The sequence below is a fragment of the Paraburkholderia sp. J10-1 genome (assembly GCF_905220165.1).
GTDB lineage: Bacteria > Pseudomonadota > Gammaproteobacteria > Burkholderiales > Burkholderiaceae > Paraburkholderia.
The window spans coordinates 497,722-521,721 of record NZ_CAJMYW010000003.1 but is presented as its reverse complement, the minus strand read 5'-3'; the positions used below and the strand labels follow the sequence as shown (position 1 = coordinate 521,721).

Annotated in this window: 21 protein-coding genes and 1 riboswitch; of the genes, 11 read left to right on the top strand and 10 right to left on the bottom strand. The window is 67.5% G+C overall.

Annotated features, from left to right (window positions below; genetic code table 11):
- The first annotated feature begins 22 nt into the window (after positions 1-22).
- From cobN to U5A65_RS14940, 3 genes are all read left to right on the top strand, one after another.
- Entirely contained in the window at positions 23-3,817 is a 3,795-nt protein-coding gene (gene cobN, locus U5A65_RS14950) for a cobaltochelatase subunit CobN (RefSeq protein WP_321946709.1), read from the top strand.
- Entirely contained in the window at positions 3,814-4,857 is a 1,044-nt protein-coding gene (locus U5A65_RS14945) for an ATP-binding protein (RefSeq protein WP_321946708.1), read from the top strand. The genes cobN and U5A65_RS14945 overlap by 4 nt, the downstream gene beginning before the upstream one ends.
- Before the next feature lie 140 nt (positions 4,858-4,997).
- Positions 4,998-5,522 carry a vWA domain-containing protein gene (locus tag U5A65_RS14940; protein ID WP_321946707.1) on the top strand — a complete coding sequence of 175 codons (525 nt, stop codon included), beginning with the start codon at positions 4,998-5,000 and terminating at the stop codon, positions 5,520-5,522.
- A 7-nt stretch (positions 5,523-5,529) separates the two neighbouring features.
- On the opposite strand, the gene U5A65_RS14935 is transcribed toward U5A65_RS14940, so the two are convergent.
- Positions 5,530-6,486 (bottom strand): flagellar brake protein, encoded by a 957-nt coding sequence (locus tag U5A65_RS14935; RefSeq protein WP_321946706.1) that lies wholly within the window; start codon positions 6,484-6,486, stop codon positions 5,530-5,532.
- A gap of 258 nt (positions 6,487-6,744) precedes the next feature.
- Between U5A65_RS14935 and U5A65_RS14930 the strand changes: the two genes are divergently transcribed.
- Positions 6,745-8,262 (top strand): sensor domain-containing diguanylate cyclase, encoded by a 1,518-nt coding sequence (locus U5A65_RS14930; RefSeq protein WP_321946705.1) that lies wholly within the window; start codon positions 6,745-6,747, stop codon positions 8,260-8,262.
- 10 nt (positions 8,263-8,272) lie between these two features.
- On the opposite strand, the gene cobJ is transcribed toward U5A65_RS14930, so the two are convergent.
- Genes cobJ through cobG form a run of 4 tightly spaced genes read right to left on the bottom strand, consistent with a single transcriptional unit; the run spans position 8,273 to position 12,721 of the window.
- On the bottom strand, positions 8,273-9,985 hold the full coding sequence (gene cobJ / locus U5A65_RS14925) for a precorrin-3B C(17)-methyltransferase (RefSeq protein ID WP_321946704.1): 1,713 nt from the start codon (positions 9,983-9,985) through the stop codon (positions 8,273-8,275).
- A complete protein-coding gene (locus U5A65_RS14920) occupies positions 9,973-10,704 on the bottom strand; it encodes a precorrin-2 C(20)-methyltransferase (RefSeq protein ID WP_321935758.1) in 732 nt (243 codons plus the stop codon). Before U5A65_RS14920 ends, cobJ begins: the two co-directional genes overlap by 13 nt.
- Positions 10,705-11,331, bottom strand: coding sequence for a precorrin-8X methylmutase (locus U5A65_RS14915; RefSeq protein ID WP_321910507.1), 627 nt, complete (start codon positions 11,329-11,331; stop codon positions 10,705-10,707). It lies immediately after the preceding gene.
- Entirely contained in the window at positions 11,324-12,721 is a 1,398-nt protein-coding gene (cobG, locus tag U5A65_RS14910; protein WP_321946703.1) for a precorrin-3B synthase, read from the bottom strand. Before cobG ends, U5A65_RS14915 begins: the two co-directional genes overlap by 8 nt.
- A gap of 95 nt (positions 12,722-12,816) precedes the next feature.
- Positions 12,817-13,005, bottom strand: a riboswitch (cobalamin riboswitch).
- Positions 13,006-13,146: 141 nt separating this feature from the next.
- On the opposite strand from cobG, the gene cbiE reads away from it, so the two are divergent.
- Genes cbiE through cobM form a run of 3 tightly spaced genes read left to right on the top strand, consistent with a single transcriptional unit; the run spans position 13,147 to position 15,841 of the window.
- A complete protein-coding gene (cbiE, locus tag U5A65_RS14905) occupies positions 13,147-14,373 on the top strand; it encodes a precorrin-6y C5,15-methyltransferase (decarboxylating) subunit CbiE (RefSeq protein ID WP_321946702.1) in 1,227 nt (408 codons plus the stop codon).
- A complete protein-coding gene (locus tag U5A65_RS14900; RefSeq protein ID WP_321946701.1) occupies positions 14,370-15,113 on the top strand; it encodes a cobalt-precorrin-6A reductase in 744 nt (247 codons plus the stop codon). Before cbiE ends, U5A65_RS14900 begins: the two co-directional genes overlap by 4 nt.
- Positions 15,110-15,841, top strand: coding sequence for a precorrin-4 C(11)-methyltransferase (gene cobM, locus U5A65_RS14895; RefSeq protein ID WP_321946700.1), 732 nt, complete (start codon positions 15,110-15,112; stop codon positions 15,839-15,841). Before U5A65_RS14900 ends, cobM begins: the two co-directional genes overlap by 4 nt.
- 2 nt (positions 15,842-15,843) lie before the next feature.
- Here cobM and U5A65_RS14890 read toward each other — a convergent pair whose 3' ends face one another.
- Positions 15,844-16,290 carry a MarR family transcriptional regulator gene (locus tag U5A65_RS14890; RefSeq protein ID WP_321946699.1) on the bottom strand — a complete coding sequence of 149 codons (447 nt, stop codon included), beginning with the start codon at positions 16,288-16,290 and terminating at the stop codon, positions 15,844-15,846.
- 115 nt (positions 16,291-16,405) lie between these two features.
- Between U5A65_RS14890 and U5A65_RS14885 the strand changes: the two genes are divergently transcribed.
- A complete protein-coding gene (locus tag U5A65_RS14885; protein WP_321946698.1) occupies positions 16,406-16,771 on the top strand; it encodes a hypothetical protein in 366 nt (121 codons plus the stop codon).
- Positions 16,772-16,784: 13 nt separating this feature from the next.
- A complete protein-coding gene (locus tag U5A65_RS14880) occupies positions 16,785-17,402 on the top strand; it encodes a glutathione S-transferase family protein (RefSeq protein WP_321946697.1) in 618 nt (205 codons plus the stop codon).
- A 62-nt stretch (positions 17,403-17,464) separates the two neighbouring features.
- On the opposite strand, the gene U5A65_RS14875 is transcribed toward U5A65_RS14880, so the two are convergent.
- Together U5A65_RS14875 and U5A65_RS14870 are read right to left on the bottom strand one after the other, a co-directional pair.
- A complete protein-coding gene (locus U5A65_RS14875; RefSeq protein WP_321910523.1) occupies positions 17,465-18,940 on the bottom strand; it encodes a sodium:solute symporter in 1,476 nt (491 codons plus the stop codon).
- Positions 18,937-19,152, bottom strand: coding sequence for a DUF3311 domain-containing protein (locus tag U5A65_RS14870; RefSeq protein ID WP_321935749.1), 216 nt, complete (start codon positions 19,150-19,152; stop codon positions 18,937-18,939). The genes U5A65_RS14875 and U5A65_RS14870 overlap by 4 nt, the downstream gene beginning before the upstream one ends.
- A gap of 247 nt (positions 19,153-19,399) precedes the next feature.
- Between U5A65_RS14870 and U5A65_RS14865 the strand changes: the two genes are divergently transcribed.
- Together U5A65_RS14865 and U5A65_RS14860 are read left to right on the top strand one after the other, a co-directional pair.
- A complete protein-coding gene (locus U5A65_RS14865) occupies positions 19,400-20,077 on the top strand; it encodes a MarC family protein (protein WP_321910527.1) in 678 nt (225 codons plus the stop codon).
- Between the two features lie 55 nt (positions 20,078-20,132).
- Positions 20,133-20,966, top strand: coding sequence for a class II glutamine amidotransferase (locus U5A65_RS14860; protein ID WP_321910529.1), 834 nt, complete (start codon positions 20,133-20,135; stop codon positions 20,964-20,966).
- A 23-nt stretch (positions 20,967-20,989) separates the two neighbouring features.
- Here U5A65_RS14860 and U5A65_RS14855 read toward each other — a convergent pair whose 3' ends face one another.
- Complete coding sequence (locus tag U5A65_RS14855) at positions 20,990-22,960, bottom strand: PAS domain S-box protein (protein ID WP_321946696.1); 1,971 nt, start codon at positions 22,958-22,960, stop codon at positions 20,990-20,992.
- An 89-nt stretch (positions 22,961-23,049) separates the two neighbouring features.
- Positions 23,050-23,964 carry a glycosyltransferase family 2 protein gene (locus tag U5A65_RS14850; protein ID WP_321935748.1) on the bottom strand — a complete coding sequence of 305 codons (915 nt, stop codon included), beginning with the start codon at positions 23,962-23,964 and terminating at the stop codon, positions 23,050-23,052.
- Positions 23,965-24,000: the final 36 nt, after the last annotated feature.

Here is a 24,000-nt window from a genome sequence, read left to right as displayed (position 1 = left end):
CTGCGCTAGACGAGGCCGTACCATGCACTTGCTGCGCACCACGCCAGGTGGTTTTGTCGACGACACGCAGGGCGTCATCCGTATTGACCAGCAGCCCGCAGAAATCGTCGTGCTCAGTTCGGCGGATACGACGCTCGCGCTGCTGGCGAGCGTCGTGCCGCGCCTGCCCAAAGGTTTCCCGGGCGTGCGGCTCGCGAACGTTACGTACCTGCGCCAGAACGCATCGGTGGACTTCTACGTCGAAGACGTGTTGCAGCATGCGCGGGTGGTAGTGGTCGATCATCTGGGCGGCGAAACGTACTGGCCTTACGGCATCGAGCAGGTCGTCTCGCTTGCGCAGCAGCGCGGGCAATTGCTCGCGATGTTTTCGGGCGACTTGCAGGAAGACCCCAATCTCATCGCGAAGAGCCGCGCCGAGCCCGAGTTTTGCCGCCTGCTCTGGCGTTATCTGCGCGAAGGCGGCGCGGCGAATGCCGAATCATTTCTGCGCGCGCTCGCGTGGCGCGCCTTCGACTGGGGCAGCGAGCCTGCGCCGCCCGTCGCGCTGCCGGCCGCCGCGCTCTATTGTCCGCAGCGCGACGTCGCGACCATCGACGAATGGCGCGCGCGCTGGCAACCCGGCGCCCCGGTCGTCGCGCTGCTGTTTTACAAGGCGCATTTGCAGGCCGCGAACACGGCCGCTTTCGACGCGCTCATTACCGCGCTGCTGGCGCGCGGCATGAACCCGCTGCCGCTTGCGATCACCTCGCTCAAGGACACCTTGAGCCGCGACGTGCTCGATCAACTGGCGGCCGAGCACGATGTCTCGCTCGTGCTGAACACCACGGCGTTTGCGGCTTCGTCGCTGGACGACCCCGAACCGCTCGCGCTCGCCGGCGACGCACCCGTGCTCCAGGTGATCCTGAGCGGCGGCAACCGCGACGACTGGGTCAAGGATAATCACGGCCTGAACTCACGCGACATCGCCATGCATATCGCGCTGCCCGAAGTGGACGGCCGCGTGATCACGCGCGCGATCAGTTTCAAGGGCCTCGCGTACCACTGCAAAGAGACGCAAGTCGATGTGGTGCGCTATCAGCCGGACCTGGAACGCGTGGCTTTCGTGGCCGAACTCGCGCGCCGCTGGTGCCGTTTGCGCGGCCTGCCGAACGCGGAGAAAAAGCTCGCGCTCGTGCTCGCGAACTATCCGATGAGCGAAGGTCGCATTGGCAACGGCGTGGGGCTCGACACGCCGGCTTCGGTGGTCGGCATCCTGCGCATGCTGCGCGACGAAGGCTACCGCGTAGCCGATCTGCCCGAAGACGGCGACGCGCTCATGCGCATCCTCACACAGGGCGTGACGAACGATCCCGACACGCGCGCGCTGCGCCCCGCATGGCAGAGCCTTTCGCTCGACGACTATCGCGCGCGCTTCTCGCAGTTGCCCGCCGAGGCGCAAAACGCGCTGATCGCGCGTTGGGGCGCGCCGGAAGCGGACCCCACGGTGCGGCGCGGCCGCTTCATGATCGCGGGCTGGCGCTGCGGCCAGGTGTTCGTGGGCATCCAGCCTTCGCGCTCGCGCGGCGACGACACTTACGCGAACTACCACGACGCCGAACTCGTGCCGCCGCACGCGTACCTCGCGTTTTACTTCTGGCTGCGCGAGACGTTCGGCATCGACGCCATCGCGCACGTGGGCAAGCACGGCAATCTGGAGTGGCTGCCGGGCAAGAGCGTGGCGCTTGGCGACACCTGTTGGCCCGACATGGCGCTCGGGCCGCTGCCGCATCTGTATCCGTTCATCGTCAACGATCCGGGCGAGGGGAGCCAGGCCAAGCGCCGCGCCCAGGCCGTGATCGTCGATCATCTGATGCCGCCGCTCACGCGTGCCGAAAACTACGGGCCGCTGCAGGACCTCGAACGTCAGGTCGATGAGTATTACGAAGCATTGATGGTGGACCCGCGCCGCGCGAAGCTGCTGCGAAAGACCATACTTGCGACCATCATCGAGCATCGGCTGCACGAAGAATTGAGCGTCGCCGCGCCCGCGGATCAGGCTGGCGAAGACGAACTCCTCACGCGCGCCGACGCCTACCTGTGCGAACTGAAGGAAGCGCAGATTCGCGACGGGCTGCACACGTTCGGCGAATCGCCGCAAGGCCAGCAGCGTTGCGACACGCTGCTCGCGCTAGGGCGTTACGCGTGCGGGGACGGTCAGGGTGCGAACGCGGGCTTCATCGAGGCGATCGCGCGCGACCTGCGCATCGATCATCTGGTCGATCCGGCCACGGTGGATTGGGCCGCGCCGTGGCAAGGCCCGCGTCCATCGCTGCTCGCAAGTGTTAGCGACACGCCATGGCGCCACGCGGGCGATACGCGCGAACGCCTGGAAATGCTCGCGGCCACGCTGATCAAAGGCATTTGCTCAGGCGAACGAAACGATGCGGCAACTCAATCGTTGCCGCTCGCGGCGCAGGTACTCGCGCGCCTGCACGACGATGTGCTGCCGCGCCTCGATGCCTGCGGCCCGGAGGAAATGCGCCAGCTGCGCCGCGGTTTCGAAGGCCGATTCGTGCCGCCGGGCCCGAGCGGCTCGCCTTCGCGCGGCCGTCCCGACGTGCTGCCCACGGGGCGCAACTTCTACTCCGTCGATACGCGCGCGATCCCCACGCAGGCCGCGTGGGCGCTCGGCATGAAATCGGCGCAGCAGCTCATCGAGCGCCATTTGCAGGAGCACGGCGATTATCCGCGCGCCGTGGGGCTTTCGGTCTGGGGCACGGCCACGATGCGCACCGGCGGCGACGATATCGCCCAGGCGTTCGCGCTGATCGGCGTGCGCCCGAAGTGGGCTGCGGGCAGCCAGCGCGTGACCGACTTCGAGATCATGCCGGTCGAGGTGCTGGACCGGCCGCGTATCGACGTGACGCTGCGCGTATCGGGCTTCTTCCGCGACGCGTTTCCGAACGTGATGCATCTGTTCGACGCAGCGGTGCAGGCCGTGGCCGATCTCGACGAGCCGGAGCACCAGAACCCGTTGCGCGCACGTGTGCTGCGCGAACGCGACGCGCTGGTCGCAGGCGGCATGGCCGCCGACGAGGCGCGCCGCCGCGCGGGCTGGCGCGTGTTCAGCGCGCGTCCCGGCGCCTATGGCGCGGGCTTGCAGTCGATGATCGACCATCGCCAGTGGCAAACCGACGCCGATCTCGCGAACGCCTACCAGGCATGGGGCGGCTACGCCTACGCGCAAAAGAGCGCGGGCGACGAGGCGAGCGACGCGTTCCGCGCGCGTCTCGCAACGCTCGACGTCGTGCTGCAGAACCAGGACAACCGCGAACACGACCTGCTCGACTCGAACGACTACTACCAGTTCCAGGGCGGCATGGCCGCGGCGGCGCGACATTTTTCGCAGGCGCAGCCCGCCCTCTATCACGCGGACCACAGCAACCCCTCGGCCCCGCGCATTCGTCCGCTGCACGAGGAGATCGCGCGCGTGGTCCGCTCGCGCGTGGTGAACCCGAAGTGGATCGACGGCGTGAAGCGTCACGGCTACAAAGGTGCGGCGGAAATGGCGGCGACGGTCGACTATCTGTTCGGTTATGACGCGACCGCGCGCGTGGTGGGCGATCATCAGTACGCGCTCGTCGCGAACGCCTATGTCCACGACGACGACACGCGCGCCTTCATGCAGCGACACAATCCCCACGCGCTGCACGCCGTGTGCGAGCGCCTGCTCGAAGCGATCCAGCGCGGTCTCTGGCAGGAACCGGGCGAGCATCGCGCACAACTCGAACACCGTCTGCTCGAAGCCGGGCAGCATCTGGAAGGATCTGGATCATGAGCGCTGCGGCCACGCGTCCCGCGTTTCCCTTTACCGCGCTGGTCGGGCAGGCGCCGTTGCAGCGCGCGCTGCTCATCGCGGCCATCGACCCCGCGATCGGCGGCGTGCTCGTGAGCGGGCCGCGCGGCACAGCGAAATCCACGGCAGCGCGTGCGCTTGCGGCGCTCCTGCCTCAAGGCGCGTTCGTCACGCTGCCGCTCGGCGCGAGTGAGGACAAGCTCATCGGCACGCTCGACCTCGAAGCGGCGTTGCGCGAGAGCGCGGTGCGCTTCGCGCCTGGCCTGCTCGCGCGCGCCCACGGCGGCGTGCTTTATGTGGACGAAGTGAACCTGCTGCCCGACGCGCTCGTCGACGTGCTGCTCGACGCGGCGGCGAGCGGCGTGAACACCGTGGAGCGCGATGGCGTCTCGCACTCGCACGACGCGCACTTCGTACTGGTGGGCACGATGAATCCCGAAGAAGGGGAGTTGCGTCCGCAGCTGCTCGACCGCTTCGGCTTGATGGTCGAACTCGGCACGCCTTATGACGTGGAGGAGCGGCAACGCATCGTCAAGGCGCGTCTTGCGTTCGACGCCGATCCACAGGCGTTTTGCGCGGCACGCGAGACCGAACAGCGCGCGCTTGGCGAACGCATCGCGGCGGCGCGCGACGCGCTCGCCAGGCTCGACTGGAGCGACGCCGTGCACGAGCGCGCGGCGCAACGCTGCATCGAGGCGGCGGTGGATGGCTTGCGCGCCGACCTGGTGATGCTGCGCGCGGCGCGCGCGCTCGCCGCGTTCGAAGGCGCGGATGCCGTGACCCCAGCACATGTCGATGCGGTCGCCGGTTGCGTGCTCGCGCATCGGCGGCACGCCATGCCGCAGCGCTCCGATGCGCCTTCTGCCGCTGGGCCGCAGCCGCCCCAGTCTGCATCCGCATCCACGCGCGAACAAATGCGTACCGAAGCAACCCGGGATGCCGATTGGGGCGAATTGCCGCCCGAGCCCGTCGCCGCGAAGGCGGTGAAAGGCGTGATCCCGCTGCCCGCAAAAAAACGCTGACCCGTCGGGCACAGGCCGCCGCCTTCGCACAGGGCGGCGCTCGACGGCGAGAAGGCCCGGGGCGCGGTCCCGCGCAAGTCGCAAAGCATGGCGCGCGCATTGCCTGGCCGCCCACGCTCGCAGTCAAACGCGCAGGATCGTTGCAAGCGCAACATTTCCGCTTTGCCAAACGCAAGACGGGTTCCGGCGCGCTCCATTGTTTCGTGCTGGACTGCTCGGCCTCCATGCTCGCGCGCGGTCAACTTGCGCTTGCCAAGGGTTTGTTGATCGCACTGTTCGACCGCGCTCGCGCCGAGCGGGTGGAAGTGGCGTTGATCGCTTTCGGCGGCGCGGCCGCCGAACTGCGTTTCGGGCCCGCAGTACCGCGCTGGTGGAACGAGCGCTGGATCGAGCCGATTGGCGGGGGCGGCGGCACGCCGCTGGAAGCGGGCATTGGCCGCGCGGCGCGCGTGCTGGAGACGGCGGCACTGCGTGACCCGGCGCGCGCGCGCCATCTCTGGCTCTTCAGCGACGGCCGCACGACGCAGTGGCCCGCGCGGCCGCGTCATGCCGATCACGTCACGGTAATCGATTGCGAACTGGGCGCGCTGCGCGTGGGGCGCTGCGAGGCGCTCGCGCAGGCATGGGCCGGCGAGTGCCTGGACGCTCAGGCGCTGCTCGCGTGAGCGAGCGTTAGCGCACGCTGCCGGTCCAGTACAGCACGTCGTCCTGACGATCGAATACGTAGACTTTCATCGCCATCTGCTCGGCGGGCGTGAGGCGGTCGAGTTCGAGACCGAGCGTCGTGTGCGCGGGGTCGCCCGTTTCCGCCTGCACGTTGCGGATGACCGCGGTGGTTTCGATCGCTGTATCGTTCTCGCCGGAGCGTAGGTGAAATGCGATGCGCAAGCGCTCGCCAACTTTGCCGAGCGCCCACGCCGCGCTCACCGAAAGCCCGAGCGCGCTGATGCCGCGTGCGAGCGCCACCCCGTCATAAGCCGCGCCTTCTTCGCCGATACCGTAGCGCACGGGAAATTGCGCGCGCACGCGAATCGAGCGGCGCTCGCGCAGGCGGCGGATGTTGGCGGGCTTCGAAAGCACGAGGTAGTCGAGCGGCGACTGGCTGAGCGCATGCACGGTGCATACGAAGCGAAAGACGGCCTGGCTCGCAATCGCGACGATCTCCACGTTTTCGCCGGGCGTGATGGCGATGGGTCGGCCATCGACATAGGGTGTGGTCACAAAGAGCGCCTCATTCGGCGCGAAGCCGATCAGGCGGCACGGGTGCATGGGTGCGCCGCTCGCGCCCATCTGCGGGCGCAAGCCCGTCAGCGCGCCGATGGTCAAATGCATGTCGCGCGTGGTGGCGGCCGGCTCGCCGGCATTGGCCGTGCCCGCCGCGCTTTGCGGTGCAACCTCGAGCCTTTCCATGTCGCCGCGATGCGGCGCGAAGTGCTGGAACAGAAAGGTGCGCTCCGCTTCGCCCACCAGCACCGCGCCGGCCTCGAGCAGCAGGGCGCCGTCGTGATCGACGACAGGCCAGGCGAGCGGCTCGCCTACCGGCATGGCGTCCGGCGTGAGCGCGGCGGCTTCGATTGCGGTGGCGGCGTCGCTGGCTTCGGCTTGAGCTTCAGGGGTCGGGTGGGTCATCGGCGCAGGGTGGTCGGTGAGCGGTTCGCGTCGCGAATTGACATCGCGGGTTCAACTGGTTTACGGCGCTGCGGCAGGGAAATTGAGTGCGTGCCGCGATTCGAAGGCAGTTTCGCGAGGCGCAGTATGATGAATCCCGAATGCAATCTGTAATCGGCCGGCAAACGTGGCAACTCTCACGAGCGGAGCAAGAGGAAGCGCCTCATGGAGTTCTGGAAACGATGTTTGCGAATCCCCAGTCGATGGAATCGGGCGCTCATGCAGTGGGTCGGGAGCCATCCGTTCATCGTCGGCACGATGGGCTCGCTCGTCGGCGCGGCTATCGTGGCGATCGTGCTGGTGGGGTTGATGCAGCAGCGCACGCAGGCCATCGTCAGCACGCAACACAATTCGGCCGCGCTCGTTTCGCTGATGTCGAACGACCTCGAGGCGAATTCCAGCATTTACGACCTGTTGCTGCTCGACGCCGCAGATAGCGCGCGGGACCCGCGCACGCAAAGTCTCCCGCCCGACATTCGCCGTAAGCTGCTGTTCGGCCGCGTGGCGACCGGCGCTTATCTCGACGACGCGTTCTACGTCGACGAGTACGGCCATATCGTCGAATCGCAGGACGGCCGCGCGTATCCAGGCGTCAATCTCGCCGACCGGGACTATTTCACGGCGCAGCGCGAGCGCTCGGTCGGCATGTTTCTTTCGGACCCGATTCGCTCGCGGGTGCGCGACGGCCACTATTCGATTGCGCTCTCGCGCCGCGTGACTGAGCACGATGGTTCGTTTGGCGGCATCGTGATGCTCACGCTGCGGCTCGCGTACTTTCAGCAATTGTTCGACCGGATCGACGTCGACTCCAAAGGCAGTGCGTTCATCATGCTGAGCGACGGGACCATGCTCGCGCACCGCCCCTATTCGGACTACGAAGTGGGCGCGCAGATCGGCGAGCTGGATTACATCCAGACGATGCTGAAAACGAGCGATGGTTCGTTCATTGCCGCGGGCGAGGACGACAAGGTCCAGCGCATCTATACGTTCAAGCGCGTGCCGCACACGTCGCTCATCGCGGTCGTCGCGCCTTCCGTAGACGGCGCGCTCGCCGCATGGCATCAGCGCCTGCGCATCTATGTGCCGATGGCGTTGATCTTCGGCGCGCTCATCGCCGCTTCGTCGTGGCTGCTCGCATTGTCGATGCGCGCGCGGCTCGCTACGCAAAAGGAGTTCGAGCGTCTCGCGGTCACCGACGCGCTGACGAGCCTCCACAACCGGCGCGCACTCGACTTGCGTATCGAAACCGAATGGCAGCACGCGAGACGCGCGGGCGAACCGCTCTCGGTGCTCTTCGTCGACATCGACAAGTTCAAGTTGTTCAACGACTTTTATGGGCACGCGGAGGGCGACAAGGTGCTCGCCGCCGTGGCTCGCGCGATACGCGAGGCCTGCCGCCGCGGAACGGACATGGTCGCGCGCTACGGCGGCGAGGAGTTCGCCGTGGTCCTGCCGGCCACGCCTTTCGATGGCGCCGTGAAGATTGCGGAAGGGGTGCGCCAGCAAGTGGCGGCGCTGGGAATCGTGCACGAGCACAGCGAATACGGCACGCTGACCGTGAGCATCGGCTGCGCCACCTGCGTGCCGCGCGAGCGCACGGGCGCGCAGGCGCTGCTGCGCGCCGCCGACGCCGAGCTGTACGCGGCGAAGCAGGCGGGGCGCAACCAGGTGAAGGCGCGCGAATTCGAGGGCGCGCCGCCCGACCCGCGCGACGCGCTACCCACCTTGAAGGCGTGAGCACGCCTTTTTATTCGGCATCCTCACGATACCAGCGCGGCGTATAAATCCACTCGCCGCCGTCGCCGCGCGAGAACCCGCGTGTGGCCGAGGAGCCGACGATCACCATCGTGCGCATATCGACGTCCGACGAACGCAGTTCGCCCAGCGTCGTGGCGCGCAGCGCTTCGCCGGGGCGGCCCACGTCGCGGCCCAGCACCACGCGCGTGAGCGGCGCGCGCACGCTGCGCACGATGTCCAGCGCGCGATCGAGTTGCCATGGCCGCGCGCGCGAGATGGGGTTGTAGAACGCCATCACGAGATCGGCCTGCGCCGCATGCAGCAGGCGCTTTTCGATCACCGCCCACGGCTTCAGGTTGTCGGAAAGCGACAGCATGCAGAAGTCGTGGCCGAGCGGCGCGCCAACCTGCGCTGCCGTGGCGAGCGCGGCGGAAACGCCTGGCACGATCGCCAGCTCGACGGCATGCCAGCGCGGGTCGTCGGCGCCTTCGAGCGCTTCGAGCACGGCGGCCGCCATGGCGAACACACCGGGGTCGCCCGACGAGACCACGGCCACGCGCCGCCCCTCGCTCGCCATCTCGAACGCGTGGCGCGCGCGCTGCAGCTCTTCGCGGTTGTCGGTGGCATGGCGCTGCTGGTCTGCGCGCAACGGTCCCGCCATCTCCACATAGGTTGCGTAGCCGACGATATCGGTTGCGTCGTCCAGCGCGGCGCGCGCGGCGGGCGTAAGCAGATCGGCGCGGCCGGGCCCGAGGCCCAGCACCGTGAGCTTGCCGCGCGAGCGGCCCAGCGCGCGTGGATCGAGCGGCGCGGCGGCGCAGGCCAGCGCGATGCCGTCTTCGTTCGGCGCGTAGCGCTCGACGTCTGCAGCAAGGTTGAGCGCCGCGAGCGTGGCTTGCGGCGTGGGCTCCGCGCTTTCGACGAAGCGCAGCGGCACGCCGAGTTCGGTTGCCGCCAGCGCGAGCGATGCGTCGCACATGTGAGCAGACGGGGCGGCAAGCGCCGCAAGCGCGAGCGGCGCGAGGCCGTGCGCATGGAGCGCGCGCCGCACGCCTTCTGCAAGCGCCTCTTGCGGCGCGCCCACGGCCGCCACGATGCTGCGCGGATGAATCACAAGGTCGTCGGGGCTGCCGTTCCAGGCGTGCGCGCTCACGCGTATGGCATGACTGGCCGCTGCGTCGCGCGGCAGATCGACGCTCTCCAGCCACGGCGCCTCACCGTCCACGCGTGTCGTTGCGCCCGCAAGCAGATCGGAGACGAAACGCTTGCCTTGCGCGAGGCTCGCGAGCGCATAGCCCGCGGGCGGATTGAGCAAACAGGTGCCGAATCGCAGTTCGCCGCTCGTGGTGATGGCGGGCGCGACCGCGAGCGCCGCGCCAATTTCGCGCGCCATCACGTTCACGCCGGTCAGTCCGCCGAGCAGGGGCACGACGGCGCTGCCGTCCTCGGCGAGTGCGAGCACCGGCGGCTCCGCGCCCTTGTTGGCCAGCAGCGGCGCGAGGCACCGGATCACGATGCCCGCCGCGCACAGCGCGACGATGGGCAAGCCGCGCGTATAGCATTCGCGCAAATGCGCGCCAAGCTCGCTGAACGCGACATCGCCTTCCACGCGGCCTTGCAGCGCATGGATTTGCGCGCCCGCGTAGAGCCCCTGCACGCGCCGCGCGGTGGCCAGCGCGCCGGGCCCGAGAATGACGATGGCAGGCGGCGTCACGACTGCCATTTCACCCCCGGCACGACGAGCAGCGAGAAGTAGGGCGAAGCCATCGGATCGACGTCGTCGAGCGGGACGATGCGCTGGTTCGCCATCGTTGCGCGCTCGACATACAGCGCGCGATGCGCGAGACCCAGCTCGCCCAGCACGCGGCGCACCTTGTCGAAGTTGCGGCCCAGTTTCATGATGACGGCGGCGTCCGCGTCGGCCAGCCGCCGGCGCAATTCGTCCTCGGGCAGCACGCCCGACAGCACGGCGAGGCTCTGGTTGCGGTAGACGAGCGGCACGCCCAGCACCGCCGCGCCGCCCAGCATCGAGCACACGCCAGGCACGACTTCGGCCTCGTAGCGCGCGGCGAGCCGGTCGTGCAGATACATGTACGAGCCGTAGAAGAACGGATCGCCTTCGCAGATCACGGCCACGTCACGGCCGGCGTCGAGATGGCGCGACAGCATTTGCGCGGCGCCGTCGTAGAAGTCGGCGATGATCGCCTCATACGAGAGCGGCGGTTCGAGCGCTTCGGTCGTCACGGGGTACACGAGCGGCAGGCGTTCCTGCTCCGCTTCGAGATGGGCCTCGACAATGCCGAACGCATTGCCTTTCTTGCCCTTCGCGACAAAATACGCGACGACGGGTGCGGCCTTGAGCAGGCGCACGGCTTTGAGCGTGAGCAGTTCGGGGTCGCCGGGGCCGACGCCGATGCCGTGCAGACGTCCTTTGCGGGTCATTTATTCGGTCTCCGAAGCGAGTGCGTTGACGGCGGCGGCGGCCATCGCGCTGCCGCCACGGCGGCCATGCACGACGACGAAGGGCACGCCGTGATTTTCGGCGGCGAGCTGCGCCTTGGACTCGGCCGCGCCGACAAAGCCCACGGGAAAGCCGAGGATGAGCGCGGGCAGCGGCGCGCCGGCGGCGATCATGTCGAGCAGGTGAAAGAGTGCGGTGGGCGCATTGCCGATCGCCACGACGCTGCCTGCAAGATGCGGCCGCCAAAGTTCGAGCGCGGCGGCCGATCGCGTATTGCCAAACTCGCGTGCGAGCGTGGGCACAGCGGGGTCGTCGAGCGTGCAGATGACGGCGTTGTTCGCGGGCAGGCGTGCGCGCGTGACGCCGTATGCGACCATTTTCGCGTCGCAGAGAATGGGCGCGCCGCCTGCGAGCGCGTTGCGGCCCGCCGTGCCCGCGCCTGCGGAAAACGCGAGGTCGGCGGCGACGTCCACCATGCCGCAGGCGTGGATCACGCGTACGGCGAGTTTTTCCAGGTCGGCGGGAATGCGCGAGAGGTCGGCTTCGGCGCGGATCGTCGCGAACGATTCGCGATAGATCGCCTGGCCGTCGCGGATGTAATCAGACATCTTGGGTACTCCGGGGCCGCTGCGCGAGTGCGAGCGCAGCCGCTTCGATCGTCAGGTTGCGCGCGACGAGCTGGCCAAAGCGCTGGCCGAAGCCGCTTTGCGTGTCGTCGCGCTGGTAAAGGTCGTAGTGGTCCGGCTCGCTGGCGAGCAACGTGAACGGCGCGCAATGAGCGGCCGCGCAGGAGCGTTCGCAGCCGCTCAGGTGCGCTTGCGCGCCGGGCGGCAGCAGGGCGGCGAGACGCTGTGCGTCGGCTTTGGTGTCGGCGCGGCTTTTGGCGCACCCCGCCGAGCCCGTGCAGGCGATCAGGCGCGCGAACGGATCGGCGCGCGAGACAATGAGGCCGAGCGCGTGCAGCCGTTCGAGCGCGCCGGTCATGGCGCGCGCGGGCACGTTAGGCAGCAGCAGGCCTTGCCATGGCGTCACCCGCAGCGTCGCATCGCCCGAGTCTTGCGCGAGCGCGGCGAGCGCGCGCAGCGTATGCGCGTCGATGCGGCCGAGCGCGGGCTGCGCGCCTACGTAGCCACTGCCGTCGACGTGCAGCGCGTGCGCGCCCAGTCGCAAGCCGGCAGGACTCGGCTCGCGACGCCACGCGTGCAGCGCGGCGTCGTCACGCATCAGCGCGAAGCCGCCATGATCGCGCGCGCGTTGCAGCAGCGCATCGAGTGAGTGTGCGGCGAGCACGTCACGCATGCGCGTTGCGTCTGCGCCCGCGAGATCGAGGAACGCATGGAGCAGCGCACGTATCGATGCGCAAATATTTTCGGTCGCGAGCGTGCCGATTGGCTGCGTCGTGGGGCACCCTGCAAGGCCCAGTGCAAAGCGCACGGTCGCGCCGTGCGGCAACGCGGCGAGCCAGATGTCGTGCGGATGCCCGAGCATCGCCATGCGCTCGCCGCCGTCCAGTTGCAGCGCGAACTTGGGCGAGAGCGCGGCGAAACGCGCTTCGCGCTGCATCATGTCGATGAGGGCTGCGGCGAGCACCGTTGTGTCGCACAAAGCCTCAGGGTCAACGCCCGCGAGCGGGCTCAGCATCACGTTGCGCAATTCGTCGGCGGCGCACGCGTGCTCGACCGGGCTCGCGGCGTCGATGCCGGCGGGCCCGAGGCCCGCAGCGATCAGCGCGGCGCTCAACGCGGCCTCCTCGCCCACGCGTACGCCGCGAATCTGCACGTTCGCGCGATTGGTCAGTTCGAGCACGCCGCCGGCATGCGCCAACGCGGCGTCGGCGAGGGCGCGCGCCCGCGTGGCGCTCAGCACGCCGCCGGGCAGGCGGATGCGGCACAGGCCGCCGTCGCGCGCCGCGACCACGCGCACGAGCCCCGGGCACGCCGAGGGGCGGAGCACGGCCAATGCAGCAGCGGGCGAGACGGGCTTCGTTTCGTGTTTCAAGGGAATACCGGGTAAGCATCGCGCGGGAGCGGCGCGCTGCCCGCACGTGAGGCGGGAAACGGCAGCGGTATCGGTACACCCCGCCCGATATGGGTTCGCACGAACAGTCGGCCGGCAGGTCTCCTGGCTCGCAGGTCGTGGACCGCATCGGCCTTCCCGGTAAAACCAGTGGCTCGGGTGGATGCGGTCTCGCTGCTTACAGTCGCGGGGGCGGCCACAGCTTGCTGTGTTCCCTGTTTGCGATCCGGAGTTAGCGCTTCAGCGCTGACTCCGGCCTCATACAAAGTGCCTTAAAGGCGCCGGCGGACACGGTATTATGCCCGTTTTCGCGCGCGCTCCGCCCGGCAATCGGGTTGCGGGCCGCCGGTGGCGCAGGGAAACAGGCGACAAACCAGGCAACAAAGCAAGCAAAAGCGGGAGAACGAATGCAGGGCACGCAGGCATGGCTGACGGTGGTGGGCATAGGCGACGATGGCTACGCGGGCCTCGGGCGCGACGCGCGGCGCGCGCTGTTCGACGCTGCCGTCGTGACGGGCGGCGAGCGCCATCTTGCGATGCTGCCCTCGCGCGTGCGCGCGCGCCGCGAAGCGTGGCCGCAGCCGTTCAGCGTCGAGGCGCTGCTCGCGCATCGCGAGTCGAATGCGCCCGTATGCGTACTTGCGAGCGGCGACCCCATGCTGTTCGGCGTGGGCGCGACGCTCGCGCGCCGTGTGGCGCCCGGTGAAATGCGCGTGCTGCCCGCGCCTTCGTCGCTCTCGCTGGCGGCGGCGCGCATGGGCTGGGCGTTGCAGGATACGGCGATGGTCTCGCTCGTCGGCCGACCGCTCGATGCGCTGCGCCGCCATCTCTACGCGCGCTCGCGCGTCTTTGCGTTGAGCGCGGATGGGCGCACGCCCGCGGCGCTCGCCGCGCTGCTCGCCGAAGCGGGCTTCGGCGCCACGCGTCTTGCCGTGTTCGAGCATCTGGGCGGCCCGTTCGAGCGCCGCATCGAAGGCCGCGCCGATGCGTGGCACGTCGACGAAACCGCGGCGCTCAACCTCGTCGCGTTCGAATGCGAAAGCGATGTTGCGAATGCGCCTGCGCACGGCTGGACGCTCACGCCGGGCCTTCCCGACGACGCCTACCGCCACGACGGCCAGCTCACGAAGCGCGACGTGCGCGCGCTCACGCTCGCGCGCCTCGCGCCGACGCCCGGCGCGTTGCTCTGGGACGTGGGGGCGGGCAGCGGCTCGATCGGCATCGAATGGATGCGCTCGCATGCCGCTTGCCGCGCGATAGCAATCGAGGCGCACGCCGAGCGTCAACGCTTCATCGAACACAATCGCGCCGCGCTGGGCGTGCCGGGTCTGCAGCTCGTCGCGGGCCGCGCGCCCGAAGCGCTCGCGGGACTCGCCACGCCCGACGCCGTCTTCATCGGCGGCGGCGTGACCGTTCCCGGCGTGCTGGACGCGTGCTGGGCGGCGCTCGCGAGCGGCGGCCGGCTCGTTGCAAATGCGGTGACGCTGCAAAGCGAAGCGGCGCTCGTGACATGGCGCGCGCAGCATGGCGGCACGCTCACGCGTATCGGCATTGGCGAGGCGCAGCCGCTTGGCGGCTTCGATACCTGGCGTCAGGCGTTGCCGGTCACGCTCTACGAGGCGGTGAAGCCATGACCGCGCGCATCCTGCTGCTGGGCGGCACAGGCGATGCGCTGGCGATCGCGCGCACGCTTGGGCCCCAGCACGTGTACTCGCTCGCGGGCCTTGGCCGCGTGCCCGCCGATCTCGCCTGCGCGGTGCGTGTGGGTGGCTTCGGCGGGGCAGAAGGGCTCGCGCGTTTTCTCGCCGACGAAGCCATCGCGCTCGTTGTCGACGCCACGCATCCTTACGCCGCGCAGATCAGCGCCAACGCGGCGCGCGCCTGCGCTGCGGCACAGGTGCCGTACTGGGCGCTGCGGCGCGCGCCGTGGCAGCCACAGCCCGGCGACGACTGGCGCATGGTGAGCGGCTGGGCCGGCGTAGTCGAAGCGCTTGCGCCATTTGCGCGGCCGCTCTTCACGCTCGGGCGCGAACCGCTCGCGCATCTGCACGAAGTGCCGGAACAGCAGCATTGGACGGTCCGTTGCCTCGAAGCACATCCCGGCCACGCCCGCGCTCGCATCATCGACGCTCGTGGGCCGTTCACCGCAGAAGGCGAGCGCGCCCTGTTCACCGAAGCGCATATCGACGTCGTGGTCAGCAAGAACAGCGGCGGCGCGGCGACCGAAGCGAAGCTCGCGGTCGCGCGCGAATTGGGCCTGCCCGTGGTGTTGATGCAGCGGCCGCCGCTGCCGGATGCGCAGCGCGAATTCACGTCGGCGCAAGAGTCGATCGACGCGCTCGACGACTACATTAAGCGGAGTTTGAACGCATGACCGTTTTCTTCATTGGCGCGGGGCCGGGCGATCCTGAACTGATCACCGTGAAGGGCCAGCGCCTCGTGCGCAGTTGCCCCGTGATTCTCTATGCCGGTTCACTCGTGCCGCCCGCCGTGCTGGAAGGCCACCGCGCGCACAAGGTGGTCGATACCGCACCGCTCACGCTGGACGAGATCATCGCGCTGCTCGAAAACGCGCACGCCCAGGGCTTCGACGTGGCGCGCGTGCATTCGGGCGACCCGTCGCTCTATGGCGCAATCGGCGAGCAGATCCGGCGCTTGCGTGTGCTTGGCATTCCTTATGAAATCGTACCCGGCGTGACCGCGACCGCCGCATGCGCGGCGGCGCTCGGCAGCGAACTCACGCTGCCCGGTATTTCGCAAACGCTGATCCTCACGCGCTACGCCACGAAAACGTCGATGCCCGAAGGCGAGCAACTGGGCGACCTCGCGCGCCACAAGGCGACGCTCGCGATCCACCTTGGCGTGCGCCATATCGCGCGCATCGTCGAGGAATTGCTCCCGCACTATGGCGAGGACTGCCCCGTGGCGGTGATCTATCGCGCGAGCTGGCCCGACGAGGAACGCGTGACAGGCACGCTCGCGGATATCGCCGAAAAAGTGCATGCCACGGATATCGAGCGTACAGCGCTCATTCTCGTGGGGCGTGTGCTCGCGGCAGAGGGATTCGCGGATTCGACGTTGTATGGGGCGTCGAAGCGCTAGGGCTACGAGAGCGCTCGCAAATGCTCGCGCAGTTTGTCGACCTCGCCCATGGCGAAGTCCTTTTCGATTGCCTCATGCGTTTGCTGCCATATCGGAAATGCCGCGTTGAGCAGTCGATGCCCCTCGTCAGTGAGGCTCAGCAAGCGGCTGCGCTTGTCTTCGGGGTCCTGCTCGATGACCACGAGGCCGCGCCGCTCCAGCGGCTTGAGCGCGGCCGTAAGCGTAGTGCGGTCCATGGCCAGCAGCGACGCCACGTCTTTCATGCCGGGCGGATGCGGCCGGTTCAGCGACATCAGCAGCGAAAACTGGCCGTTCGTGAGATCGAGCGGGCGTAGCACGTCGTCGAAAATGCGCGCGAGATTGCGTGCCGCCCGCTGCATATGCAGACACAGGCAGCAATCGCGCACCAATAGCGTGGTTTCGAAGGGAAGTTTCTTTGCGCGTGCCATGTTGAAATTATGTTGATATCAACCTATGCTGTCAAGGCCGGACGGGCGTCACGCCGTTGCACCCGATTTCAGACCCGTAGCCGGATCATTCACCAGACCAGCAGTTGGAGGGCACATGAGCGATCAGAAACTGTTTCTCGCTGTTTTTCTCGGCACCAAAGACAACGCGCGCATGAAGGGGTGGGCGGCGCTTTCCGAAACGGAGCGGCACGCAAAGGAAAAAGAGGGCATCGCGGCCTGGCATGCGTGGGTCGAAAAGCACAAGGCGTCGATCGTCGATATGGGCGGCCCGCTCGGCAAGACCAAGTCGATTGGCGAGCGTGGCATTGCGGACACGTCTAACGCGCTAACCGGCTATACCGTTCTGCGTGCCGCATCGCACGAAGAGGCCGCGAAGCTGTTCGAAGGGCACCCGCATTTTTCGATTTTTCCTGGCGAGGCCGTCGAAGTGATGCCCGTCCTGCCGATTCCCGGTGCCTGAACGGAGGTTCGTCATGAAACTCTACGGTTTCGCTGGCACCCGTTCGCAGCGCGCGCTATGGGGCCTCAAGGAAGTCGACGCCGATTTCGAATTCATTTCGGTCAATCTGCTCGAAGGCGAGCACAGGCGGCCCGAATACCTGCGCATCAATCCCGCGGGCAAGGTTCCGGTGCTGATCGACGGCGACCGCGTGATTCCCGAGTCGGCCGCAATCGTGCTGTATCTGGCGGACAAATATCCGGAGAAGGCGCTGCTGCCCAAGGATCTCGACGAGCGGGCGCAGGCGTATCGCTGGACCCTGTTCGCCGTCACCGAACTGGAACAGCCGCTCTGGCGCATCACGCGGCACTCGTCCCTTTATCCGCCGGACAAGCGCAGTCCCGCCGATATCGAACTCGCGCGGGAGGACTTCAAGACCATGGCCGCCGTGCTCGAGAAACACCTCGAAGGGCGCGAGTTCATTGTCGGCAACCAGCTCTCGGTTGCCGACTGCGTGACGGTTTATCTGATGGACTGGGCCAACGAAGTGCAACTGCTGGAGGGCTTCCCGCGCTTGCAGGCGTATCTCGAACGCCTCTATGCACGGCCCGAAGCGCCGCAGCGCATCGCCGAAGCGCGCAAGGCAGCATAAAAAGAAAAACGGCCCAACCGGATCACGCCGGTTGGGCCGCCTTGTTATCGCGTCAGGTCAGGTCAATGCGCCCGCGCATGCTCATGATCGATATGCGTGCGCGGCTGCGTCACCGTGCTCACCACGGCCAGCACGATCACGTTCACGAACAGCGCAAGGAAGCCGATGTTGACGTCCTTGAGCGCATCGGGCGCGAACGGAATGAGCTGCGCCACGCTCACATGCGTGAGCGTCGTGACGATCACCACGAGCACGCCCGCCACGATGCCGCAGAACGCGCCTTGCTTCGTCACGCGATTGCGCGTGGAGAGGCTGCACACCATTGCCGGGAAGAGCTGCGTGACGAAGTTGTAGCCCATCAGCAGCAGCGCGACGATGGTGTCGCCACCGTTGAGCGTGAAGCCTACCGCCACCAGTGCGACCACCGGCACGAAAATGCGTGCGAGCTTCGCGACTTGGGCGTCGTCCGCGCTCTTCGCGACGCCGCCGCGATAGATATCGTTGGCGAGCAGCGTCGAAGCCGTGGTGAGGATCATCGAGCCAGGCACGAGCGCGGTCAGCACGCCCGCCGCGCCAATCACGCCCACGAACCACGGATCGAACGTTTGCAGCGCGAGACGGAAGAGCGAGAGGTCGATGTCGCCGCCCTTCAGGCCCGGCACCTTGAGCACGGCCGCGAAGCCGCAAAAGAACACGAACAGCAGGATGAGCTGGTAGAGCGGCAGGATCATCGCGTTGCGGCGGAAGATACGGTCGTTCTTCGCGGTGTAGACCGACATGAACGTGTGCGGCCACATGAAGAAGCCCAGCGCCGTGAGCAGCACGGTGGACTGGAACCACGTCACGCTCTGGCCGCGCGCCGGGAAGGTGAGGAAGCCGGGCTTGGCCGCGTCGATGGCGCGGAACATCTCGCTCAGGCTGCCGTAGTGATGAATCGGCAGGTAAATGCCAAGGAACACGGCGATCGCGAGAATCATCGTGTCTTTCACGACCGAATTCCACGCGCAGCCGCGCACGCCCGAAACGATCACGTAAGTCGTGACCACGGCCGCGCCGATCCAGATCGCCGCCGTGGAGGAAATCGCGCCATAGGAGGCCGTCGTCACAATGATGCCGAGCCCCTTCAGTTGCAGCACGAGATACGGCACGAGCGCGAGCACGCCCACGCATGCCACCAGCACGCCGAGCGCCGGGCTCTGATACTTGCGCGCGAAGAAGTGCGGCTGCGAGACGAGCCGGTGCTGCTTGGCGAAGCGCCACACGGGCGGCAGCATCCAGTACGAGATGATGTATGCAAGCGTGCCGTAAGCCAGAATGTAGTAAACGGGCGCGCCCTTGCCATAGGCGAAGCCGCTGCCGCCGAGGAACGTGAAGGTCGTGTAGATCTCGCCCGCCATCAGCAGGAACACGAACGCGGTGCCGAAGCTGCGGCCGCCCACGGCCCACTGCTCGAGGTCCATGTCGTGCCCTCTGCGGGCGCGCATGCCGAGATAGAGCGCGATGAAGGCCATCGCCGCGATGATGACGAGGGCACTCATGCTTGTACCTCCGCATCCGCTTCGAGTGGCAGGCGGTTGGCCGGATCGAGCCGGTAGACGATCCCCATGATCACTGCGGCCAGCACGACCCACATGACGATCCAGGCCAGCACGAGCGGCATGCCGAGCACGAGCGGCTCGGTGCGATTGACGAACGGCACCCCTAACAGGATGCCGATAAAGGGCAAGGCAGCGAGCAACCGCAGTGACATGGCAACTCCTCTTTTATATGAGAAGAAAAGAAACGTCGCGCCGGGGTGCGAGGCAAACCACTCTATGCTTGTGAACGCGCCCCGTAAAGCTGCCAAAAATACTGAAGCGCTTGCGGTAAATATTGGTGCGGCGCGCCATTTTTTCGGGCGCACGGCGACATCGATCAGGCACGCCAAACGCCGATCCGGCTACACTTCTCGCAGCCCGGCGCGCTGCTTGCGCGCATGCCCCTACCGGATCGACTCCATGATCGAGAGCCTGATTTCAGACATCCTGTTCGGTTTTACCGGACTCATCAGCATCATCAATCCCTTGAGCGGGGCTTTTGTTTTTCTCGATCGCACCGTAACGCTGACCGACGAAGAGCGGCGCCTGCTCGCCAAACGCGTGGCGATCAACGCGTTCTTCGTGCTGGTCGGGGCGTTTTTCGTCGGCACGCCCATCCTGCATTTCTTCGGCATTTCCATGGAAGCGTTGCGTATTGGCGGCGGTCTCGCCGTGGCCGTGGCCGGCTGGCAAATGCTCAATGCGCCGGAGCCGGAGCCGCCCGCGGTCGATCATCCGGTCAAGCCCGTGAGCCCGAGTTCGGCCGCCGGCAAGGCCTTTTTCCCGCTGACCATTCCGCTCACCACCGGCCCCGGCTCCATCGCCACGGCCATTGCGCTGAACGCCAACCGCACGCACAAGCTTTCGGCGTGGCTGCTTTCGAGTTGCGCGTCGATCGTGATCTCCGCGCTCGTCATGCTCGTGATCTATTACGTATATAGCCGCGCTGCGCGGCTTTCGCAGTACCTGGGTGTGGAAGGCACGCGCGTGGCCATGCGCGTGTCGTCATTTCTGCTCCTGTGCATCGGGGTGCAGATCATACTGACTGGCCTGACCGGCTTTCTCACGCCGATCGCCGACCTGCGCGCCGTGAAGTAGCGGCGCTTTCGAGGCGGCCGGCGTACACGAGCGTCCTTACACGAAGGAGACCATCATGTGCCGCTGGCTCGCTTATAGCGGGAACCCCGTACAGCTCGAAACCGTACTGTTTCACGCACGCCACTCGCTGATCGACCAAAGCCTGCATTCGACCAAAGGCGCGACCACGACGAATGGCGACGGTTTCGGAATGGGCTGGTTCCAGGACCCGGACGACATTCCTTATCGCTACCGCAGCGTGCATCCGGCCTGGAACGACCGCAACCTGCGCGAACTCGCGCGTGCGGTGCGCGCACCCATGTTCATTGCGCATATTCGCGCGGCCACCGACACGCCGGTGCAGGAAACGAACTGCCATCCGTTTCGTCACCGGCGCTGGATCTTTGCGCACAACGGGCTGATTCGCAGCTATCCGCTCATGCGCCGCGACCTGCTCGTCGCGATCGATCCCGACCGCTTCAACGCGCTCGAAGGCTCGACGGATTCCGAAACGATGTTCTATCTGGCCATGACGTTCGGCCTCGAAATCGACCCGGTCGCCGCGCTTGAACGCATGGCGGGGTTTGTGGAAGCCACGGCGAAAAAGCATGGCGTCGAGCCCGCGCTCAATATGACCGTGTGCGCTTGCGACGGCGAGCAGATCGTCGCCGCGCGTTATTCGAGCGAACGCAATTCGCGCTCGCTCTTTCACACCACGGCGTTCCGGCATCTGCGCGAACTGTATCCCGACGACCCGCGCATCGTGGCGGCAGGCGACGACGCGTATCTGCTTGTTTCGGAGCCGCTGGGCGACCGGCCCGAGGTGTGGGCCGAAGTGCCGGAATCGACGGCCATTGTCGTGCGCGGGCCCAAGGTCGAGTACCGGCCGTTCGTGCCGGTCGCGCCTTAAAGCAGCATCAGGCGCTTAGGCGCTCAGGCGTTGCGGCGCCGTTGCCGTGTCGCCGCGAGCGCGAGCACCTCGTCGAATAGCGTGACGTCCACGGGCTTCACGAGGTGCATCTCGAAGCCCGCTTCGCGCGTGAGTTCGATGTCGGCGGCCTGGCCGAAACCCGTCATCGCGGCGAACAGCGTGTGCTCGAGCGGCGGTAGCGCGCGCAGGGCGCGCAGCGTCGCATAGCCGTCGATCTCGGGCATGGCGATGTCGATGAGCGCGGCGTCGGGCGTGAAGCCGTCCACTTCCTCGCGCGCGTGGGCGGCGCTGTAGGCCACGCGCACCTCATGGCCTTTGAGTTCGAGCAGCATGGCGAGGCTGTCGGCCGAGTCGCGGTTGTCGTCGACCACGAGCACGCGCAGCGGCGGCACGCCGGCCGCGGCGAGCGCGGCAAGCTCGGCCGCGTCCGGGGTGAGTTGCGGCGGCTGCATAGCGTGCACGGTTTCGCGCGCGAACGGCAGGCGGATCGTGAACGTGCTGCCTTTGCCCGGCCCCTGGCTCATGGCGGAGATCGTGCCGCCATGCAGTTCGACGAGCGAGCGGCACAGCATGAGGCCGATGCCCAGCCCGTTTTCCGCGGGCCCCGGCACCGAGCGGTCCTGGCTGAACAGGCCGAAGATCGACTCGTGGGTGCCGGGCCGCAGCCCACGGCCTTCGTCGCGCACCTGGATCTGCACGGCGCGCGCAGCGGCACGCACGTCCACGACGATGCGGCTGCCGTCGGGCGAGAACTTCGAGGCGTTGTGCAGCAGGTTCTGCAGCACCTGCACGAGGCGCGTGTGGTCGCCCGTCATGGTGAGCGTCGCGTCGGGCATCTGCACTTCCACGTGCTGGCCGCGCGCCGCGGTAAAGGGTTGCGCCGCGTCGATGGCGTGCGCGACCACTTCGCACAGGTCGAGCGGCGCTTCGCGCAACTCGATCTTGCCCGACGTGATGCGCCCGACGTCGAGCAGGTCGTCCACGAGCCGCGTGAGGTGCACGATCTGGCGGTCGATCATTTCGCGCGCGCGCTCGATTTCGGGGCTCGGCGCATCCATGAGGCGCATGGTGGCCACGGCGTTGCGCACCGGCGCGAGCGGGTTGCGCAGCTCGTGCGCGAGCATGGCGAGGAATTGCTTCATCTGCTCGCTCGAATGCTCGAGTTCGTCGGTGCGGCGGCTCTCGGTCATGTCGCGCGTGACCTTCGCGAATCCCGTGAGCCGGCCGTGGCCGTCGTGCACCGCGGTGATCGTGACGTTGGCCCAGAACATCGAGCCGTCTTTGCGCACGCGCCAGCCCTCGGTCGCGACGCGGCCGAAGTCCTTCGCGCGGCGCAGCTCGCGCTCGGGTAGACCGGCGGCGATCTCGTCTGGCGGATAAAACACGGAAAAGTGCTGGCCGACGATCTCGGCCGGGCGATAGCCCTTCAGGTTGGTCGCGCCGGTGTTCCAGCTGATCACGTGGCCTTGCGGGTCCAGCATGAAGATCGCGTAGTCGCTCACGCTTTCCACGAGCAGGCGAAAGCGCTCTTCGGAAAGGCGCAGCGCCTCGACCTGGAGGCGTTCGGCGGTGAGGTCGCGCGTGACCTTGGCGAAACCCGAGAGCGAGCCGTCGCGCTCGCGCAGCGCGGTGATGACGACGTTGGCCCAGAACATCGAGCCGTCCTTGCGCACGCGCCAGCCTTCGTCGTTGAAGCGTCCGTGCAGCGCGGCTTGTTCCAGTTCGTGATCGGGCCAGCGGCGCGCGTTGGCTTCGTCGGTGTAAAAGCGCGAGAAGTGCTGGCCGATGATCTCGTGCGCTTCATAGCCCTTGATGCGGGCCGCGCCGCGATTCCAGCTCACGATGTAGCCGCGCGTGTCGAGCAGGAAGATCGCGTAATCCTCGATCGGCTCCACGAGCGCCTCGAAGCGGCGTTCGGTGTGGCTTTCGGCGGCGACGTTGTGCGGGGCGATGCCGGGGTCGGGCGTCGTCATGGTCCTCGGGTCTGTCATAGGGCCTGGTCAGAAGTTTGACAGGCTCTGGCCTCCTGAATGGACGGCCCGCGTGCAGCAGGCGCCGCAGCTTACCACGCGCGCTGCCCAGAGCGGTCGTACTTTTCGGCCATTGCCGGAATGCCTGCGCGCACGTGGCGTTCCGCGCGGCGCACCTGGCGGGTGAGCAGCACGACGTGGGGCGGCACCACGCGGCGCGCGCGCAATGTCCAGAACGCGCCGCGCAGCAGCGCGACGCCCGCGGGGCCGAGCGAGCGCTGGCGGGCGAACACGGCGAGCGCGCGGCCGGTTGCTGCGAGTGCGTCGCGTGCGGGCAGACGCATCCACGCCACCCAGGCCGTGTTGCGCGCGAGCGCGCATTGCTGCGCGCGCGTGAACCAGCGATACAGCGGTTCGCGATGCGCGAGCGCCTGTTCGCAATAAACGATCTGGTGGCCGGCCGAAAGCATGTCGAGCGCGGCAAGCTCCTCTGCGCCGCCGTGCGAAAGCCGCTCCTCGTAGCCGCCGAGCGAGCGGAACACGGCCGCGCGGAAAATGCACGCGCCGGCCATGAAGTTAGCAAGCACAGGGCCCGCCAGGCCTTCGGCGCCCGGCGACGTGGCGGCAAGCATCAGACAGGCGGGGTGAATTTCGCGCTCGTCGCCGCTCACCACGCGCGCGTTGAGTACGGCGACTTGCGCGTGCGCGTCGAACAGCTGCGCCGCACGCGCGAGCGCGCCGGGTGCGAACCAGGTGCTGTCGTCGCAGCACGCAACATAATCGGTGCGGGCGAGCAGCACGGCGCGATTGAAGCCGGCCATGCCGCGGTCGCCGAGCGTCTGGACGATGCGCACTTGTGGAAAGAGCGACGCCAGCAGGGAGACGGTGGAATCGGTGGAGCCGTTGTCGGCCACGATGACGTCGGGGTGCTCGGGCAGCGCGGTAAGGCGTGCGACGGTATCGATGGTTTGGCGCACGTGATTGCGCGTGAGGACGACCACCGTCACGCGTGGCGCGCTGGGAGTTCCGGGGGCATGAGCGGA

Bases quoted from the DNA above. Each gene is read 5' to 3' on its own strand.
- cobJ (WP_321946704.1), bottom strand. From the start codon at position 9,985: ATGGCAGTCGTGACGCCGCCTGCCATCGTCATTCTCGGGCCCGGCGCG.
- U5A65_RS14900 (WP_321946701.1), top strand. From the start codon at position 14,370: ATGACCGCGCGCATCCTGCTGCTGGGCGGCACAGGCGATGCGCTGGCG.
- U5A65_RS14945 (WP_321946708.1), top strand. From the start codon at position 3,814: ATGAGCGCTGCGGCCACGCGTCCCGCGTTTCCCTTTACCGCGCTGGTC.
- U5A65_RS14870 (WP_321935749.1), bottom strand. From the start codon at position 19,152: ATGTCACTGCGGTTGCTCGCTGCCTTGCCCTTTATCGGCATCCTGTTA.
- cobM (WP_321946700.1), top strand. From the start codon at position 15,110: ATGACCGTTTTCTTCATTGGCGCGGGGCCGGGCGATCCTGAACTGATC.
- U5A65_RS14930 (WP_321946705.1), top strand. From the start codon at position 6,745: ATGCAGTGGGTCGGGAGCCATCCGTTCATCGTCGGCACGATGGGCTCG.
- U5A65_RS14865 (WP_321910527.1), top strand. From the start codon at position 19,400: ATGATCGAGAGCCTGATTTCAGACATCCTGTTCGGTTTTACCGGACTC.
- cbiE (WP_321946702.1), top strand. From the start codon at position 13,147: ATGCAGGGCACGCAGGCATGGCTGACGGTGGTGGGCATAGGCGACGAT.
- U5A65_RS14915 (WP_321910507.1), bottom strand. From the start codon at position 11,331: ATGTCTGATTACATCCGCGACGGCCAGGCGATCTATCGCGAATCGTTC.
- cobN (WP_321946709.1), top strand. From the start codon at position 23: ATGCACTTGCTGCGCACCACGCCAGGTGGTTTTGTCGACGACACGCAG.
- U5A65_RS14880 (WP_321946697.1), top strand. From the start codon at position 16,785: ATGAAACTCTACGGTTTCGCTGGCACCCGTTCGCAGCGCGCGCTATGG.
- U5A65_RS14855 (WP_321946696.1), bottom strand. From the start codon at position 22,960: ATGACGACGCCCGACCCCGGCATCGCCCCGCACAACGTCGCCGCCGAA.
- U5A65_RS14920 (WP_321935758.1), bottom strand. From the start codon at position 10,704: ATGACCCGCAAAGGACGTCTGCACGGCATCGGCGTCGGCCCCGGCGAC.
- U5A65_RS14875 (WP_321910523.1), bottom strand. From the start codon at position 18,940: ATGAGTGCCCTCGTCATCATCGCGGCGATGGCCTTCATCGCGCTCTAT.
- U5A65_RS14885 (WP_321946698.1), top strand. From the start codon at position 16,406: ATGAGCGATCAGAAACTGTTTCTCGCTGTTTTTCTCGGCACCAAAGAC.
- U5A65_RS14860 (WP_321910529.1), top strand. From the start codon at position 20,133: ATGTGCCGCTGGCTCGCTTATAGCGGGAACCCCGTACAGCTCGAAACC.
- U5A65_RS14890 (WP_321946699.1), bottom strand. From the start codon at position 16,290: ATGGCACGCGCAAAGAAACTTCCCTTCGAAACCACGCTATTGGTGCGC.
- U5A65_RS14935 (WP_321946706.1), bottom strand. From the start codon at position 6,486: ATGACCCACCCGACCCCTGAAGCTCAAGCCGAAGCCAGCGACGCCGCC.